Genomic DNA, 15,996 nt, shown 5'->3' on the forward strand with positions numbered 1-15,996 from the left:
CTCTCTTTGGGTTGCGGTCGCTCTTCCGCTCTGTTGAGGTCGGGGGGGGGGGGGGGGAGCGCACGACGGTCCCGCGCGCCGCGGCGTACGGAGGGTCCGGGCGGCGGGCCCGGTCAGGCGAGCCGGTCCACCTCGGGGTGGTCCTTCAGCCAGGCGCGGACGGCCTGCTGCTCCTGCCCCTTGCCGGTGTCCTGGATCTTCGCCTCCAGGCCGGTGAGCTGGGCCTCGGTGAGCTTGAAGGAGCGCAGCCACTCGGCCACCTTCGGCTCGTCGGCGGAGAAGCCCTTGCGCGCCAGGGTGTGGATGCCGTCACCCTTGCCCCAGGCGCCCTTGGGGTCCTCCAGCTTGGTGAGCTCGTACGAGGAGTAGGCCCAGTGCGGGGACCAGAGGACGACCGCGACGGGCTCCTTCTTCTCGTAGGCCCGCTTCAGCTCGGCGAGCATCCCCGGGGTGGATCCGTCGACGACCTTGTACTCGCCGTCGAGGCCGTACTCCCCCAGCACCTTGTCCTTGAGGATGGACATCTCGCCGGCGCTCGGCTCGATGCCGATGATCCGGCCCTTGAACTCGCCGGACCTGCCCTTGAGGTCGGCCAGCGAGCGGACGTCCTTCATGTAGGAGGGGACGGCCAGCTCCAGCGAGGTGGGTCCGTACCAGGAGCCGAGGTCCTCCAGCTTGTTCCCGTACTTCTGCCAGTACTGGGCGTGCGTGACGGGCAGCCAGGAGTCGGTCTGGAAATCGATCTGGCCGCCGGCGAGGCCGGTGTAGAGCGCGCCGGCCTCCAGCTGGCGGGCGTCGACCTCGAAGCCGCGGCGCTCCAGCAGTTCCTTCCAGAGGAAGGTCGAGGCGATGCCCTCGTCCCAGGGGATGTAGCCGATCGAGACCTTGCGGCCCTTGCCGATGTCGGCGGCGCCTGCCGGGCCCGTCTCCTCGTGGGCGCCGAAGGTGCTCATACCGCCGGCCACGAGGGCCAGGACGACGGCGCCGGTGACGGCGTACGCGGGCTGCGGGCGGTGGCTCCAGAGCCGGGCCGCGCCGCTCGCGGCCGACCGGGTCTTCTCCAGGGCGCGGCGGCCGAGCGGGGAGACCTGGCGGCCCAGCGCCCCGGTCATCCGGTCCAGGTACATGGCGAGGATGACGATGGAGAGGCCCGCCTCGAAGCCGAGGCCGATGTCGACGTTGCCGATGGCGCGGTAGACGGCGCCGCCGAGGCCTCCGCCGCCGACCATTCCGGCGATGACCACCATGGACAGGCCGAGCATGATGACCTGGTTGACGCCCGCCATGATCGTGGGCAGGGCCAGCGGGAGCTGGACGCGTACGAGGGTGTCGCGCGGGGTGGTGCCGAAGGCCTCCGCGGCCTCGACCAGTTCAGCGTCGACCTGGCGGATGCCGAGCTCGGTCATCCGTACGCCCGGCGGCAGCGAGAAGATGATCGTGGCGATGATGCCGGGGACCACGCCCACGCCGAAGAAGATGACGCCGGGGATCAGGTAGACCATGGCGGGCATGGTCTGCATGAAGTCCAGGACGGGCCGCAGGGCGGCGCTGACCCGGTCCGAGCGGGACGCCCAGACGCCGAGCGGCAGGGCGAACACGAGCGTGACGAGGGTCGCCACGAGGACCAGCGACAGCGTGGACATGGCTTCGTCCCACAGCGCCACCGAGTCGACGAGCGCGAATCCGGCGAAGGCCAGCAGGCCGGCGAGCAGCCCGCGCAGCCACCAGGCGGCGACGGCGAGGATGCCCGCGAAGAGCAGCGGGGCGGGTGCGGAGAGCACCGCGTCGATGCCGTCGTAGAGGCCGGTCACGACGGTGCTGATGGCGTCGAAGAGCCAGGACAGGTGGCGCTGGAGGAAGTCGACGGTGCCGTCGGCCCAGGCGCCGAGGTGCAGGCGGGGCATCAGGCGGCCACCTCCGCGCAGGCGCAGGCCATCGGGGGCCGCTGCTCGTCACCGATGAAGGCGATCAGCCGGTCCTGCGGGACGGAGCCGACGACGGCCCCCTCCGCGTCGGTGACGCTCACCGCGTGCGGGACGCGGGCGCTGACGGCGCACAGGTCGGCCAGCGGGGTGTCGGCGCTGACGGTGGGGCAGGTGCAGCCGTCCGCCCCGTGGGGGACCTCGTCGGGGGCCTCGTCCATGACGGCGTCGGCGGTGAGCACGCGCGAGCGGTCGACGTCCTGCACGAAGGAGGCGACGTAGTCGTCGGCGGGGCGGGTGAGGATGTCCTCGGCCGTGCCCTGCTGGACGATGCGGCCGTCGCGCATGACGGCGATGGAGTCGCCGAGTCTCATGGCCTCGTTGAGGTCGTGGGTGATGAAGACGATGGTCTTCTTCAGCGTCCGCTGGAGTTCGAGGAGCTGGTCCTGCATGTCGCGGCGGATCAGCGGGTCGAGGGCGCTGAAGGACTCGTCCATCAGGAGCAGGTCGGCGTCGGTGGCCAGGGCGCGGGCGAGGCCGACGCGCTGCTGCATGCCGCCGGACAGCTCGTCGGGCCAGGACTTCTCCCAGCCGCCGAGCCCGCACAGCGCCAGCGCCTCGGCGGCGCGCCGTTCGCGCTCGGCCCGGGGGACGCCCTGGACCTCCAGACCGTAGGCGGCGTTCGCCAGCACGTCGCGGTGGGGGAAGAGCGCGAAGTGCTGGAACACCATGGAGATCCGGGTGGAGCGTACGTGGCGCATCTCACGCGCCCCGAGCTCGGTGAGGTCCTCGCCGTCGAAGAGGATGCGGCCCGCCGTGGGCTCCAGCAGACCGTTGAGCATCCGCAGGAGGGTGGACTTGCCGGAGCCCGAGAGCCCCATGACGACGAAGATCTCGCCGGGCTCGACGCGGAAGGAGGCGTCGATGACGGCCGCCGTCGTGCCGTCGGCGCGCAGCTCGTCGCGGTCGGCGCCGCGTTCGAGGGCCCGGACGGCGGCCGTCCTGTCGCCGGGTCGCCTTGCGAACACCTTGTAGACGTGTTCGGCCTGGAGCGTGGACACATGCACCTCGTGGGTCGTACCGGGTCCGGCGCACCGCTGGCGGCGGTGGCCGGGGAGCGGGGCGGGATCGGCCCGCGTGGTCCGCGCCCGCGGCCCGATCGGCCGGAGGGCGTGGTTCCGCTCCAGTGGCGCGCCTGCCCCGGCCCGGTCCCGGCAAACGGCCGGGTGACGCAGGTCACGGTGCGCGGCACGATTCCCGTCAGACGGTGCGTGCGGACGCCCGGTCGGGCTCGGGGCCGGGGTCGGCCAGCATCGAGGCCCGCAGGTGGGCGAGCAGCCGGGTGAGCAGGCGGGAGACCTGCATCTGGGAGATCCCGAGTTCGGCGCCGATCTGGGCCTGGGTCAGCTCCTCGCCGAAGCGCATCCGCAGCATGGCGCGTTCGCGCTCGCTGAGCCGTTCCAGCAGCGGGGCCAGGGTCTGGATGTCCTCGACGAGCTCCATGGCCGGCTCCTCCTCGCCCATGACGTCGGCGAGGGTGTGGCCTTCGGCGGGGCCGTCGCCGTGCTCGCTCTGCGGGGCGTCGAGGGAGCCGCTGGTGTGGCCGTTCGCGGCGACCAGTCCCTCTATGACCTGCTCGTCGGTGAGGTCGAGGTGCGCGGCGAGGTCGGCGACGGTCGGCGAGCGGTCGAGCCTGACGGTCAGCTCCTCCTTCGCCTTGGCGATGTCGATGCGCAGCTCCTGGAGCCGGCGCGGGACGCGGACCGCCCAGGTGGTGTCGCGGAAGTGGCGCTTGATCTCGCCGGTGATGTACGGCATCGCGAGGGTGGAGAACTCGTTCTCGCGGTCCGGGTCGAACCGGTCGATGGCCTTGATGAGGCCGATGGTGCCGACCTGGACGATGTCCTCCATGTCGCCGTTCTCACCCCGGCCGCGGAAGCGGCGCACGGCGTACTGGACGAGTGAGGCGTTCATCTCGATGAGCGTGTTGCGGACGTACTGGTACTCCGGGGTGCCCTCTTCGAGGGCGCGCAGGCGCTGGAAGAAGACCTTGGAGAGCTCGCGGGCGTCGGCCGGGGCCATCTCGCGGGGTTCGTCGATCCGGGGCAGGCCCGCGGTGCGGGCGGCCTCGGCGGTGCGGCGGGGGCACGGGAGCGCGGCGGCTTCGGTGGTACGGGTGCCGGGGACGGCGCTGGAGGTGGTGCTGGCGGAAACCGGCATTCGGGTTCGCTCCTTGGGCTGGTCGGCTTGCGGCGCGGGACCTTGACTGCCGTAGATGCTGGCCTTCTTCTTCTCCTACGTCAAGAATTACCGGAAACCCGTTTCACGTCTTGCGTGACATGAATCATGTACCGCATGATGGCGGCATGGGGAGCATGACACGTCGACAGAACTGGACATTCCTGACAAATCACGCCCGCGTCCTGGTGACCATCGCCCGGGATCCGGCCGTGCGTTTGCGGGATGTGGCCGTGACGTGCGCGCTCACGGAGCGCACCGTGCAGACGATCGTCGCCGACCTCGAATCCGACGGATACCTCCAGCGGGTGCGTGACGGACGTCGCAACCGGTACGAGATCTCGGCGGGTGCCGTGTTCCGCCATCCCGCCGAGGCCGGAGTCCAGGTGGCCGGCCTCCTCGCCCTCCTCACCGGCGCCCCCGCCGCACCCCCGGACCTCGTCCCGGACCCGGAAGCCCTGACCGGGCCGGTCGGGCCCGTCCGGGCGGCCGACGCCTTCGGCGACACCGCGCCTCCGGAGACGGACGGCCTCGCACCGGCCGAACCCCCGGCGACGGCGCCCCCGCTCCCGACGGCCTGAGGACCGGGGCGACCGGGGCGAACTGCGACCCGGCGGGGCGACTCCTCGGCCGCCGCCGGTGGTCGTCCCCGTACGCCGCACGCCCGCCCACGGCAACGGGCTCAGGCCGAGCCCGACCCGGCTTCCGGGCCGTCGCGCCGAGCGCGCCACCACCGGATCGCTCACCGACGTCGGCCCCGGTTCCCCCGACCGGCTGCTCTACGTGGGCACCGCGGCGCAACGCCCGCGCGGCCCGCGCTTCGCCGACACCACCGGCTTCCCCATCGCCGACCTGGAGACGGTGCTCTCCCCCGTCACCGTGGCCGGGGTGCCCGGGAAGGCCCGGGCCGACCTCGACGTCGAGATCGGCATCGAGCACGCCGACTCCGGGGACCTGCGGATCGACGTGATCGCACCGGACGGCGCCGTCATCCCCGTCAAGGACGAGTGGGAGGGCTGGGGCGTACCGGACGTCCACGTCGTCTACGCGGTCGACGCCTCCGCGCACACGGCGAACGGCGTCTGGCGGCTGCGCGTGTTCGACGCCCGCGCCGGGCACACCGGCCGTCTCGACTCCTTTGCGCTGCGCTTCTGAGCCCGGGCCGCGCGCCCGGCGGAACCGGGTCCGTGCCTTGCGGGAAGGCCTAACTGACGCGGAATCCGATGGCCTCCGGACGGCGGTGGAACGTGAGCCGGTCCCAGGTCGGAAAGGCCAGGTCGGTGACGGCGATCAGCCGGCCGGAGGCGTCGTGGAGCAGGCGGCGTACGGACAGGCCGCAGGCGGCGGCCGGGGCCTCGGGCCGGCTGGTGCGGGTCATCGTGATGGTCTCGGCGGTCCGGCCCCGGACGGCGGCCCGCTCCAGCCAGCGGTGCAACGGCCGCAGGTCCTCGTCGCGGGCGGCGGCCGACCGGTCGAGGTACGGCGCCAGTTCCGGAGTCCGGGCGGCGGTGCGCGGACAGATGTACGTCACGGCGTGCCGGAGCGCCTCGCCGCCCGGGCCGTGGACGCGCCGGTGGTGGACCAGCGTGCGCGCGCCGCCGCTCATGCCGAGCAGCGCGGCGAGCGAAGGCGGCACGGTGACCAGGGTGAGCCGGGTCACGGTCCCCCCGGCCGGACCACCCGGGGACCCTGTCGGGTGCGGGCGGCTCCCCGGGGCGGCCGGAGCGGGCGGCGGCACCGATGCGGCCGGAGCGGGCTGAGCGGGCCGGCTCCCGGCCGCCCGGGTACCCCGGCGGCCGGTGACGATCAGTCCGTCGGCCCGCAGCTCCTGGAGTGCGGCGCGGACGGTCTGGCGGTTGACCCCGTACCGGGCGGCGAGGCTGCGTTCGGACGGCAGCCGGCCGCCGGAGTCGTGGGCGGAGCGGTCGAGTTCGGCCCGCAGCTCTGCGGCGATCCGCTGGTACTTGGGCATGGCGGCCGGGGCGCCGCCCCGCGACGGGGAGGGCATGGCTTCTCCTCTGACGGGTGGTCAAGGACTGCGCGGTCTGCCCGCCCAACCTAGCATTGGTCTATACCTTTGGGTACGACCGTTGCCCCGGCCTGGACCACCTTGGCCAAATCCCGCTCCCGGACGCCTCGGGCCCTACCCCCGCAGCGGGTTGGGCAGCGGCAGGTAACGGGCGTCGGCGCCGTCCGCACGGGTCCACCGCAGCAGCAGGTTCGTCTTGGCCGGGAGCGCGGGGGCGCTCAGGAGGTCCGCGATCTCCGGGAGGCCGTGCGCGGCGTCGAAGCTCCGCAGTTCCTCGGCGACGGCCGGCCACAGCTCCGCGGCCCGCTCCGGCCGGTGCTCGGCCAGCGTCGCCGCAACCTCCGCCAGGTGGTTGACGACCAGGCAGTACACGAGACGCTCCCAGGCCGCCCCGCGCGGCATGTCCGGGGGAAGTTTCACCCCCTCCGCGTCGCGGAAGAGGGCCTGTACCGGCAGGCCGTCGGCGTCGACCGCGACGAGGCAGTTCTGCAGATGGGCCTCCAGCACGATCCCGTGCCGGGCGAACAGGTACAGCACCGGAGGCACGACGTGACGCAGGTACGCCCGCCACCAGCGCACGGGGTCGGCCGCCGCCGCGAGCGGGCTCCCCGGGAAGTCCTCGGCGAGCGCGGCGGCCAGCAGCGGGGTCGCCCCCTCGGCCACCCCCGTCCGCAGGCCGTCGCGCACCAGCACGGCGAGCTCCTCGAAGGCGAAGGCCGCGGTGCGGTACCCGCGGTCGGCGAGCCAGACCGCTCCGGATCCGGTACGCCCGCGCAGATCGGCGAAGGCGGCCTCGACTGCGGCATCGGTCCGGCGCAGTTTCAGCAGGTCGTGGCGCCACAGTCGGCGCACGTCGTTCGTGATCCGCACGTCGAGGCTGAACTTCGCGAACAGGTCGGCGTCCGGACCGGGTGCGTACACGGTGCGGATCGAAGCGGTGGGCCACACCGGCAGCCGGGTCGGGCCGAGCCGCAGCAGCCGGCCGTCGGCGAAGGCCTCCCGCAGCCCGGGCCGTCCGGCGAGCAGTTCCAGCTGCCAGGGGTGGGCGAGCAGGGCCCGGTACCCGGCGGGCGGGCGCGGGCCGTCGAGGATCCCGGCCAGCGCGTCGACCGCGTCGGCGGCGGCCGGGCCGCCCTCCTCGGCCACCTGGTCCTCGCGCAGGCCCAGCATGACGAGCGGGAAGCGGGCGTGGGCCTCCGGGGCGTAGGGGAGCCAGCTCGCGGCGGGCGCGCCGCCGCGGGCCTTGGGGGCGGGGTGGTGCGGATGCCCAACGACCAGGGCCTGTTCCGACCGCAGGTACGGATCCTCCGGGGCCTCGGCGGCGGCCCGCGCCGCCAGCAGCGCGGCGACCGCGGCCCGGCTGTCGGCGATCTCGGAAGGCAGCTCGTCGTTGGAGACGCCGGTGTACTGGCGCAGCTCGTCGGAGGTGAGCTTGACCAGCTCCGCGTGGCTGAGCGGATGCCAGCCGTCCGCCGTGCGCAGGGCCGGGTCGGAGGGTCGGCGTCCGCCGCCCACCCTCAGGAGCCGGCCGCTTCCGCGCAGCCGGTGGACGCCCGCGCCCTGGGCGTCGGCCACCTCCCGCAGCAGGCAGTTCAGGAGCGGGGCGGCCGCGCAGGCGTCGGCGGCGGTGTTGAGGTCCACTGGTTCCATTCGGTCCATCCGGTGCGCCGGGGTTCCACGGAGGGGAACAGTCGGCCGTGATCTTCAGTATCCGTGATGATGAAGTGATCATCCGGTAAAGCGACACGAAAGGAACGGGACCCTGGACCGCAGCGCGCACGTCCCCGACCCCGATCACACCACCGCGGCCCCGGCCGCCGCCGGAACCACTGCGAGCACGGCCGCCGGCGGTGCCGAGGAGGCGGTCCGCGCCGCGCTGGCCGGCGTACGGCCCTCGCTCGCAGCGGCGTACGAGGCCTCCCTGGAGGGCGCGCGGTCGGCCGTGCTCACCCGGCTGTGGCGGGCGCTGGCCTTCGAGCCGCTGCCGTGGGTGGCGCGCCGGGAGGGCGGGCCGGACTCGCTCACGCTGCTGCTGGCCGGGGGCGGGCGGCTGGAGGGCCCGCCGGCGGACCCGTACGCCACCGGCGACCTCGTCACGGATCTACGGCTCGACGGGCGGACCCACCGGCGGGCCGCGGAGCTGGTGGAGGCCCTGAGAGTGCCCCACGGAGCCGCCTTCGCCGCCGAGCTGGACGACAGCACCGCCTCCCTCGCCCTGTCCCGGGCCGGACGGCGGCCCGGCCCGGGCGAGGAGCCGCGCACCGGCTGGGAGTGGGAGCAGACGGTGGTCGACGGCCATCCCTACCACCCCAACTGCCGCTCCCGGCCAGGGTTCTCGGTGGCCGAACAGCTGGCGTACGCGCCGGAGCACCGGCCGCTGGTCGGGCTCGGGCTGGTCTCCGTACCGGTCCGGGAGTGCCTGGTCACCGGGGACTGGCCGGAGCACCTGCGCGACGGGGACCGGATCCTGGTGCCGGTGCACCCCTGGCAGGCGGAGCACGTCCTGAAGGGCGAGGAGGTCCGGGCGGACGCTCTCGCGGCACATCCCCTGATGGCGCTGCGCACCCTGGCCCCGGCGGCGGGCGGCCCCCATGTGAAGACGGCGCTGAGCACCCGGCTGACCTCCTCCGTCCGGGACATCTCGGAGTACTCGGTGGAGACGGCGGCCGTGGTGTCCGCCTTCGCGCACGCGCTCACGGAGCGGCTCGACGGCCGCCTGCACATCACCCGCACCCTCGGCGCGGCCACCGCGCACAGCCCGGACCTGGCAGCGGTGCTCCGTGAGGCTCCGGAGGCGTACGCGGGCCCCGGGGAGCGGGTGGTGCCGGTGGCGGCGCTGGCTGGCACGGAGCTGTCCCGTTCCGCCGCCTGGCAGGCCGAGTTCGCCCGCCTCGCGGTGTCGGTGTGCCTGAAGGTGCTCGACCTCGGAGTGGCACTGGAGGCCCACGGCCAGAACCTGCTGCTGGTCATGGGGCCCGACGGGACACCACGGCGGCTCGTCTACCGCGACCTCGCCGACATCCGGATCAGCCCGGCCCGACTGGCCCGGCACGGGCTGGCGGTGCCCCCGCTGTCGGGCCGGCTCGTCACGGACGACGAGACGGTGCTGCGGCGCAAACTGTTCGGCTCCCTGGTGGCCGGGGCCCTCGCCGCCACGGCGGGCTCCTCGGCCGTTCTCGGCGGGGCACTGGCCGCAGCCCTGGACGGCATGCCGCCCACCGCCGACGCGGAACTGCTCAGGAGCCGGCCGCTGCCCGTGAAGGCGCTGACCCTGATGCGGCTCAGTCCGGGGGTGCCGGGCGACCAGTGGGCGGAGCTCCCGAATCCGCTGGCCGGCGGCTGACGGGCGACCGACGGGCGGGGGAACAGGTCCGGTCGACGGCCCGTAGACGGCTTCCGGGGGGTGAGACCCGCCCCCGGGCGGGCTACTGTTCAGGGGCATGACAGAGAGCTCGCGCCTGAGTGCCGTCCGGGCGTCCTACGATGCCGTCGCCGTCGACCACGCCCGGCTGTTGACGGGCGTCCTGGAGGCCGCGCCCCTGGACCGGGCCATGCTGGGCGCCTTCGCCGAGTGCGTACGCGGCGGGGGCGGCGGGGCCGTCGCGGACCTCGGCTGCGGGCCGGGCGGGATGACGGCGTACCTGAACGGTCTCGGCGTGCGGGCGTTCGGCGTCGACCTGTCCCCCGCGATGGTGGCGGTGGCCCGGCGCAGCTATCCGGGACTGCGGTTCGAGGTGGGCCGGATGGCCCCGCTGGACATCGCGGACGGGGTCCTGGGCGGGGTGCTGGCCTGGCACTCCACCGCGCACACCCCGCCCGGGGAGCTTCCCGCCGTCTTCACGGAGTTCGCCCGGGTACTGGCTCCGGGCGGGTACGCGCTGCTCGCGTTCGAGGCGGGGGACGGGCGGCTGCCGGACCACCCCGACGGCCACCGGGTCGACCCCGCAGTGCACGGGACCCCGCCCGGCCTGGTCGCCGAGCGGCTGGCGGGGGCGGGGCTGGCGGAGGTGGCCCGCCTGGTACGCGAACCGGGCCCGACCGAGACGATCCCCCACGGCTTCGTCCTGGCCCGCAAACCCCCTATCGCCGGCCCCGCCTGACCCACCGGGGCCACCGGGGCCACCGGGGCCACCGGGGCCACTCGTACCCGACTGGGTCGCCCGTGCCCGAGGGGCCGCGGCCCGCCATGGCGTGGTCCGCAGGACGAGAGGCCTGCCCGGACGAGCAGGCCGGGCCAGACCGGCAGGCCGTGCGGGGCGGGCCCGCCAAGTCCTGGTCCGCAGCGGGCCCTACCCCCGGCACTCGCCACCCACCCACCCATCCGACCTGGCCGGTCGGCCGGATCGGACGCGGTCGGGCGGCCGTCCTGGGACGGCCGCGCACGGCGGGCGCCGTGCGTGCCGCGCAACGGCACGCAGACGGCGGTGCACAGGCCCGGCGAGTCGAATCCGGCGAGGGCTTCCGAGCCGTATCGGAACGCTCCTCCGCACCCCGGCGGGTTGGCCCTCCCCCTAAGTCGGGCTTAAGGCTGTGAGCCAACGAAAGGGCAGGTCCATGAGCTACACCGTCGGTCAGGTCTCGGCCTTCGCCGGGGTCACCGTACGCACGCTGCACCACTACGACCGGACGGGACTCGTCTCGCCCGGCTCCAGCAGATCCTCTTCTACCGCGAACTGGGCTTCGCGCTCGCCGAGGTCGCCGAGCGGGCGGTCGAGGTCCAGCGGACCGGGGTGTCCCTGACGCCCGAAGAGCGGTTCTAGGTCTTCGGCGAGATCGTCTTCGACCTCAGCCACGCCACCGAAGCTCCGGTGAAGTGGCACGACTCCGACGGGCACCGGGAGGCGATGGCCCGTGCGGCGGCGCACACCAAGGAGGACTGGCGCCGCCTGATGGGCGAGGCGGCGGACCGGCGTGCGGAGCTGCTCGCCGCCTTCGACGACGGCGAACCGGCCGACGGCGTACGGGCGATGGACGTCGCCGAGGCGCACCGGCTCCACGTGGGCCGCTGGTTCACACCGTGCCCGCCCGACATGCACCGGCGCATCGCCGACGACTGCGCCGCCGACCCGCTCGCCTTCGTCGTACCGTCCTCGCAGCAGCGGCCGGGGCTGGCCGGCTGACTGCACGAGGCGGTCCACGCGAACGCCTCGCGCCGCGCCGGTGCCCCGCTCCTGCCCCCTGTCCCAGCCCCTGCCATGTCCCTGCGGAACGACCCACCACACGTATGAGGAAGACCCATGAGGATCCTGATCGCCACAGCCGGTTCGCGCGGTGACGTCGCCCCCTACACCGGCCTCGGCGTCGCACTGCGCCGTGCCGGGCACGAGGTCGCGCTGGCCGCCACGGAGACCTTCGAGCCCCTGGCCACGGAAGCCGGACTGGAGTTCCGGCCCCTGCCCGCGGACCACCGGTCGCACGGGAGCGCCCGCGGCAAGCGCGAACTGCTGCGGGCGGCCGCCGCGTTCGTCACCGAACTCGGGGAGGGGTTCGCCGGTGCGGTGGACCCGGGCACCGACCTGCTCCTGCTGTCGGCCACCACCGCGCCGCTCGGCTGGCACGTCGCGGAGGCCACCGGGACACCGAGCATCGGCGTCTACCTCCAGCCCACCACCCCGACGGGCGACTTCCCCCCGACCGCGACGGGAACCCGCTCCCTGGGCCGGCTCGGCAACCGCGCGGCCGGGCGGTTCGCCCTGCGCATGGCCGACAGGGTCTTCGAACCGGCGGTGGAACGGCTGCGCGCCCGCCTGGAGCTGCCGCCGCTGACCGCGGCACGCATGCGCCGGCGCCGGGCGGCGGCCAGGTGGCCCGTCCTGCACGGCTTCAGTACGGCACTGCTGCCGCGCCCCACGGACTGGGCGGCCGGACTGGCGGTGACCGGACCCTGGTGGCCGTACGTCGGCGCGGACCAGCGGCTGACCGCGGGACTGGAGGACTTCCTGGCCGCGGGGCCGCCACCGGTGCTCGTCGGCTTCGGCAGCATGGCCGCGGGGGAGGGCGAACGCCTCGGCGAGATCGCCGTACGCGCACTGCGGCGCGCGGGGCTGCGCGGCGTACTCCAGTCGGGCAGTGCCGGGCTCGCCGCCGACGGGGACGACGTCCTGACGGTCGGTGACCTCCCGCACGCCCTGCTGTTCCCCAGGCTGGCGGCCGTCGTCCACCACGCCGGAGCCGGTACGGCGTCGGCGGCGCTGCGCGCCGGGGTGCCGTCGGTCACCGTGCCGGTGGCCGCGGACCAGCCGTTCTGGGCCGGACGGCTCGCGGCGGTGGGCGCCGCCCCGGCCCCGATACCGTTCCGCTCCCTGACCGCCGAGGGCCTCGGCGACGCGCTCGCGAAGGCGGTCCGGGAGCCGTCGTACGCGGCCGCCGCCGCGGCCGCGGCGCGCCACATCGCGGTGGAGGACGGCGCCGCCGCCGTGGTGTCGGCCGTGGGACGGCTGATCAGGTGATCCGGATCGGCGCCCTCACCCGTCCGCGGGGCGGCGCCGTCCAGTCGGCGCGGTCCGCGGCCACTGCACTGACGAGGGCCGACAGTGCGATCGCGCTACCCGGTCGGGGGCATCGGCTCGTCCTCGGCCCGGGAGCACAGGATTTTGACCAGGGATTGTCCGTCGAGCTCTACATCGAGCTCCGCTGGCAGGACGCGGGCATGCGCATCGTCGGGTTCCGCAATGCGTTCGAGAACGGGCAGGCCCCGCAGGGCGCGTTCGTCCGCCATGTGCGGAATTCCGTTGCACCGACCAGGATCCGCCGTACCGAGGTCCTGATGATCTGCGAGGCCGCCCGCTACCCCGCCCTCCCCGATGCGATGTCACGTATCTGGCCGCACCGACGGGGTGTGGCCCTTCGGTCGAGGGCGGATTTCAGCCGCCGCCCCTGTGGAGGAAGAGGAGGAGGGCGTTCGCTTGGGCGGGGGTCAGCCGGACCGGAACGTCGTGGACGGCCGGTCGTCCTTCGGCGAGGGCGAGGAGGCAGTCCTCGACCTGCTCGGGCGGGACGCTGTCGAGGACTTCATCGATCAGTTTCATCATCTCTTCGTCGGAGAGCGATCCCGGACCGTCCGGGCCCGTCGGTTCTTTGTCGTCCATTGCTGTCCTCACCGGTCGTACGGAGCGTGGCGGTAGGCGCGCGGCACGGCGGAGCCCTCCGGCGCCGGGGCCGGACCAGTCCCGGCCCGCCCCATCATGGGGACGTCCTACCGCACGAAGCCAGAACAAACCGCACATGTCGTCCACGATCCGGCACGATCCGGCGCGGCGCTCCCGAACCGCCCGTGCAAACGGGGACAGAGCCCGTACCGCCGTCGGTACCGGCCCTGCCGCCGTGAGGCGCCGCCTCGGGGCGGCGGTGCGTCAGCTCTGCGCGGTGTCTTCGCCGGTCTGCCCGGTCTGCCCGGTCGCCTCGGCCGCGCGTGCCTTCTCGCGCATCTTGCGCACCGGCGCCGCCTTCACTCGTCAATCGGCCTCTGGAAGAACACGGCGAAGGCGTGCCCGGTCCGGGCGTCTCGGCGCCGTCGCCTCCCGTCCGGCGTCCTGAGGCCCCGTCGGCAGCCTTGTCGCGCAAAGGTATGGAAGTAGGGTCTCCGTTTATTTGGACTGGCTGGATATGATCGGCATCCTTACCCCACAGGGCCGTGTCGGCAGTCCCGCCATGCCCTCGACCAGGCCCCTTTCCCGCTCCTGCCGCTTCCGAGGACCCATGTCTGAGATGGCACCCGAAGGCCCCCCGAGCCAGCCGCCCCTCCGGCGCCGCCGCACCGTGCGCCTGCGCACGATGCTGGTCTGCCTGGCCGTCGTCCCGACCGTGGCGATGGGCGCCCAGGTCACCGTGACCGCCCAGCGGCTGCTGGCCCAGTCGGAGCACCTGCGCGCCGACGTGGAGACCGGCGAGCGGATCGGCGTACCGCTGGTCAGGCTTATGAACGAGCTGCAGGCCGAGCGGGCGATGACGGCGGCGCGATGGGCCGGATCCCCCGTCGCCGACGGCGCCCTGCGCGACGGGCGGGCCGGGACGGACCAGGCGGCGGCGGAGTTCCGGAAGGTCTCGGGGAGCGCCAGGGAGGACGGAGGGCGCGTCGGCTCCGTCGCCGACCGGCTCGACCTGCTGGACTCCTACCGCAAACGCGCGGACGCCCACACCGGCAGCGCGGAGCAGGTGGTCGGCTACTACACCGGCGTGATCGACGACATCATCCGCGCCTACCAGGATGAATTCAGCCACTCCGACGACGCCGAACTCTCCCAGGAGAGCAGGCCGGCCGTCGCGCTGTTCTCGGCGGCCGAGATGGTCGCGCGCGAGGACACGGCCCTCGCGCTGGCCGGGCCCACGCGCGAGCTGGCGGCCACCGGCTTCTCCCGGTTCCTCGACTCCGTCGGCACCCACCGGTACCTGTACGACACCTGGATCGTCCCGTACCTCCCGCCCGCCGAACTCGCCTCGTACGACGAGCTCACCGGCTCCGCGGCCTGGCAGGCCAAGTTCCGCATCGAGAACGCGGTCGTCGCCAACCACAAGGACACCGCGACCGGGGTGAAACTGCCCGCCGACGTCGACGGCTGGCCCGCCGCCTACGCCGCCTTCGCACCGAAACTGGCCACGCTCAACACGGAGCGGGCCCGCAGCGTGTTCGCGCACGCCGACGCGAAGGCCTCCGAGCTGGAGACAGAGGTCTACTGGCTGATCGGAGCCAGCGGCGGGGCCCTGCTGTTCGTCATCGCCGTCGTGGTCCTCACCACCCGGTCGGTCCTGCGCCGGCTGAGCCGTCTGCACACCCGTACGGTCGCCATCGCCGAGGAGACGCTCCCCGGTGTGGTGGCCCGGCTCCAGCGCGGCGAACCCGTCGACACCCGGGCGTTGCCGGCCGTGCGCGGGCGCCAGGACGAGGTCGGGCAGATCACCGACGCCTTCGCGCGGGTCGTCGCCGTGTCGGTCGACGGACACCGGCAGCTCGCCGCCGAACGCCACGGCTTCGGCCTGTTCGCCTCGGGCATCGCCTCCCGGACCGGGAACCTCGTCAGTCGGCAGCTGAGCCTGACCGAGGACCTCCAGGACACCTTCGGCCACGACGAGGCCCTCCTGGCCCAGTTGATGCGGTCCGACCAGCTGACGGTGGGGATGCGGCGCCAGATCGAGAACCTGCTGATCCTCGCCGGGGGCGAGATCCCCGACCCGCACACCGATCCCATGCGCGTCGCCGACCTGCTGCGCGAAGCAGCCGCCGAGGTCGAGGACTTCCGCCGGATCGAACGGCAGGCGTTGGACGAGGCGAGCGTGCAGCCGCACGTCATCAGCCAGATCAGCCACCTGCTGGCCGAACTGCTGGACAACGCGACCCGGTTCTCGCCGCCCCGCTCGAAGGTGGTCGTCCGCGCCGAACTCGTGGCGGACGGGCTGTCGGTCGAGATCGAGGACCGTGGGCCACGGGTGTCGGCCGACGGCTACGAGGCCATGAACGAGCGTCTGCACTCGGCGCCCCCGTATTCCGTCCTCGCGGAGAACGCGCACCGGCTGGGCCTCTTCGTCGTGGGCCACCTCGCCGAGCAGCTCCAGGCCCGGGTCACCCTGCGCCGCTCCGTGTACGGCGGCACCGCGGCCGTGGTGATCCTCCCGAACGCGCTGCTGGCGCCCGACACCGCGGAGCGGAAGCGGGAGCCGGAGCCGGCATCGCGGGCCCGCCGCACGCCGGGCCCGGCCGCCGCGCTCGCCCCCGTACGCACATGTGCCGGAGATCTTGCTGAACGGACCGGCCGCCCAGGCGAAGTCGCGGACCTTGGTGGCGGTGGCGGTGGTGATCGTGCGCCCGCTGGT

Annotated in this window: 11 protein-coding genes and 3 pseudogenes; 7 read left to right on the forward strand and 7 right to left on the reverse strand. The window is 73.9% G+C overall.

Going from position 1 to position 15,996, the window contains the following annotated elements; all coding sequences use genetic code 11:
* Positions 1 to 113 precede the first annotated feature (113 nt).
* The 3 genes from ABZW32_RS35875 to ABZW32_RS35885 all read right to left on the reverse strand — a co-directional run bounded on the left by ABZW32_RS35875 (position 114) and on the right by ABZW32_RS35885 (position 4,142).
* Positions 114 to 1,904, reverse strand: coding sequence for an ABC transporter permease/substrate binding protein (locus tag ABZW32_RS35875; RefSeq protein ID WP_356224490.1), 1,791 nt, complete (start codon positions 1,902 to 1,904; stop codon positions 114 to 116).
* Positions 1,904 to 2,983 (reverse strand): glycine betaine/L-proline ABC transporter ATP-binding protein, encoded by a 1,080-nt coding sequence (locus ABZW32_RS35880; RefSeq protein ID WP_356224492.1) that lies wholly within the window; start codon positions 2,981 to 2,983, stop codon positions 1,904 to 1,906. The genes ABZW32_RS35875 and ABZW32_RS35880 overlap by 1 nt, the downstream gene beginning before the upstream one ends.
* Positions 2,984 to 3,182: 199 nt before the next feature.
* Positions 3,183 to 4,142, reverse strand: a complete 960-nt coding sequence (locus tag ABZW32_RS35885) for an RNA polymerase sigma factor SigF (RefSeq protein ID WP_356224494.1) — start codon at positions 4,140 to 4,142, stop codon at positions 3,183 to 3,185.
* A gap of 146 nt (positions 4,143 to 4,288) precedes the next feature.
* Here ABZW32_RS35885 and ABZW32_RS35890 point away from each other — a divergent pair.
* Positions 4,289 to 4,570: pseudogene (locus ABZW32_RS35890) on the forward strand (helix-turn-helix domain-containing protein); the annotation flags it as partial.
* A gap of 229 nt (positions 4,571 to 4,799) precedes the next feature.
* A complete protein-coding gene (locus tag ABZW32_RS35895; RefSeq protein ID WP_356224496.1) occupies positions 4,800 to 5,315 on the forward strand; it encodes a proprotein convertase P-domain-containing protein in 516 nt (171 codons plus the stop codon).
* A 49-nt stretch (positions 5,316 to 5,364) separates the two neighbouring features.
* On the opposite strand, the gene ABZW32_RS35900 is transcribed toward ABZW32_RS35895, so the two are convergent.
* Both ABZW32_RS35900 and ABZW32_RS35905 read right to left on the reverse strand, forming a co-directional pair.
* Positions 5,365 to 6,168 (reverse strand): GntR family transcriptional regulator, encoded by an 804-nt coding sequence (locus tag ABZW32_RS35900; RefSeq protein WP_356224498.1) that lies wholly within the window; start codon positions 6,166 to 6,168, stop codon positions 5,365 to 5,367.
* 135 nt (positions 6,169 to 6,303) lie between these two features.
* Entirely contained in the window at positions 6,304 to 7,848 is a 1,545-nt protein-coding gene (locus tag ABZW32_RS35905; RefSeq protein WP_356224500.1) for an IucA/IucC family protein, read from the reverse strand.
* A 217-nt stretch (positions 7,849 to 8,065) separates the two neighbouring features.
* Between ABZW32_RS35905 and ABZW32_RS35910 the strand changes: the two genes are divergently transcribed.
* From ABZW32_RS35910 to ABZW32_RS35925, 4 genes and pseudogenes are all read left to right on the forward strand, one after another.
* Positions 8,066 to 9,532, forward strand: a complete 1,467-nt coding sequence (locus tag ABZW32_RS35910; RefSeq protein ID WP_356224510.1) for an IucA/IucC family siderophore biosynthesis protein — start codon at positions 8,066 to 8,068, stop codon at positions 9,530 to 9,532.
* A gap of 97 nt (positions 9,533 to 9,629) precedes the next feature.
* Entirely contained in the window at positions 9,630 to 10,289 is a 660-nt protein-coding gene (locus ABZW32_RS35915; RefSeq protein ID WP_356224502.1) for a class I SAM-dependent methyltransferase, read from the forward strand.
* 454 nt (positions 10,290 to 10,743) lie between these two features.
* Positions 10,744 to 11,309: pseudogene (locus tag ABZW32_RS35920) on the forward strand (TipAS antibiotic-recognition domain-containing protein).
* Between the two features lie 117 nt (positions 11,310 to 11,426).
* Entirely contained in the window at positions 11,427 to 12,638 is a 1,212-nt protein-coding gene (locus ABZW32_RS35925) for a glycosyltransferase (RefSeq protein WP_356224504.1), read from the forward strand.
* 95 nt (positions 12,639 to 12,733) lie between these two features.
* Here the strand turns inward: ABZW32_RS35925 and ABZW32_RS35930 are convergent, their stop codons facing one another.
* Together ABZW32_RS35930 and ABZW32_RS35935 are read right to left on the reverse strand one after the other, a co-directional pair.
* On the reverse strand, positions 12,734 to 12,907 hold the full coding sequence (locus tag ABZW32_RS35930) for a hypothetical protein (protein WP_356224506.1): 174 nt from the start codon (positions 12,905 to 12,907) through the stop codon (positions 12,734 to 12,736).
* A gap of 145 nt (positions 12,908 to 13,052) precedes the next feature.
* A complete protein-coding gene (locus ABZW32_RS35935) occupies positions 13,053 to 13,277 on the reverse strand; it encodes a hypothetical protein (protein ID WP_356224508.1) in 225 nt (74 codons plus the stop codon).
* Positions 13,278 to 14,133: 856 nt separating this feature from the next.
* Between ABZW32_RS35935 and ABZW32_RS35940 the strand changes: the two are divergent.
* Positions 14,134 to 15,741 (forward strand): annotated as a pseudogene (locus ABZW32_RS35940) (nitrate- and nitrite sensing domain-containing protein); the annotation flags it as partial.
* Positions 15,742 to 15,996 lie beyond the last annotated feature (255 nt).

The organism is Streptomyces sp. NPDC004667 (assembly GCF_040609475.1).
Taxonomy (GTDB): Bacteria; Actinomycetota; Actinomycetes; order Streptomycetales; family Streptomycetaceae; genus Streptomyces.

Excerpts from the sequence above, each read along its gene's own strand:
- ABZW32_RS35875 (WP_356224490.1), bottom strand. The coding sequence starts at position 1,904 with ATGCCCCGCCTGCACCTCGGCGCCTGGGCCGACGGCACCGTCGACTTC.
- ABZW32_RS35885 (WP_356224494.1), bottom strand. The coding sequence starts at position 4,142 with ATGCCGGTTTCCGCCAGCACCACCTCCAGCGCCGTCCCCGGCACCCGT.
- ABZW32_RS35915 (WP_356224502.1), top strand. The coding sequence starts at position 9,630 with ATGACAGAGAGCTCGCGCCTGAGTGCCGTCCGGGCGTCCTACGATGCC.
- ABZW32_RS35925 (WP_356224504.1), top strand. The coding sequence starts at position 11,427 with ATGAGGATCCTGATCGCCACAGCCGGTTCGCGCGGTGACGTCGCCCCC.
- ABZW32_RS35930 (WP_356224506.1), bottom strand. The coding sequence starts at position 12,907 with ATGGCGGACGAACGCGCCCTGCGGGGCCTGCCCGTTCTCGAACGCATT.
- ABZW32_RS35900 (WP_356224498.1), bottom strand. The coding sequence starts at position 6,168 with ATGCCCTCCCCGTCGCGGGGCGGCGCCCCGGCCGCCATGCCCAAGTAC.
- ABZW32_RS35905 (WP_356224500.1), bottom strand. The coding sequence starts at position 7,848 with ATGGACCGAATGGAACCAGTGGACCTCAACACCGCCGCCGACGCCTGC.
- ABZW32_RS35935 (WP_356224508.1), bottom strand. The coding sequence starts at position 13,277 with ATGGACGACAAAGAACCGACGGGCCCGGACGGTCCGGGATCGCTCTCC.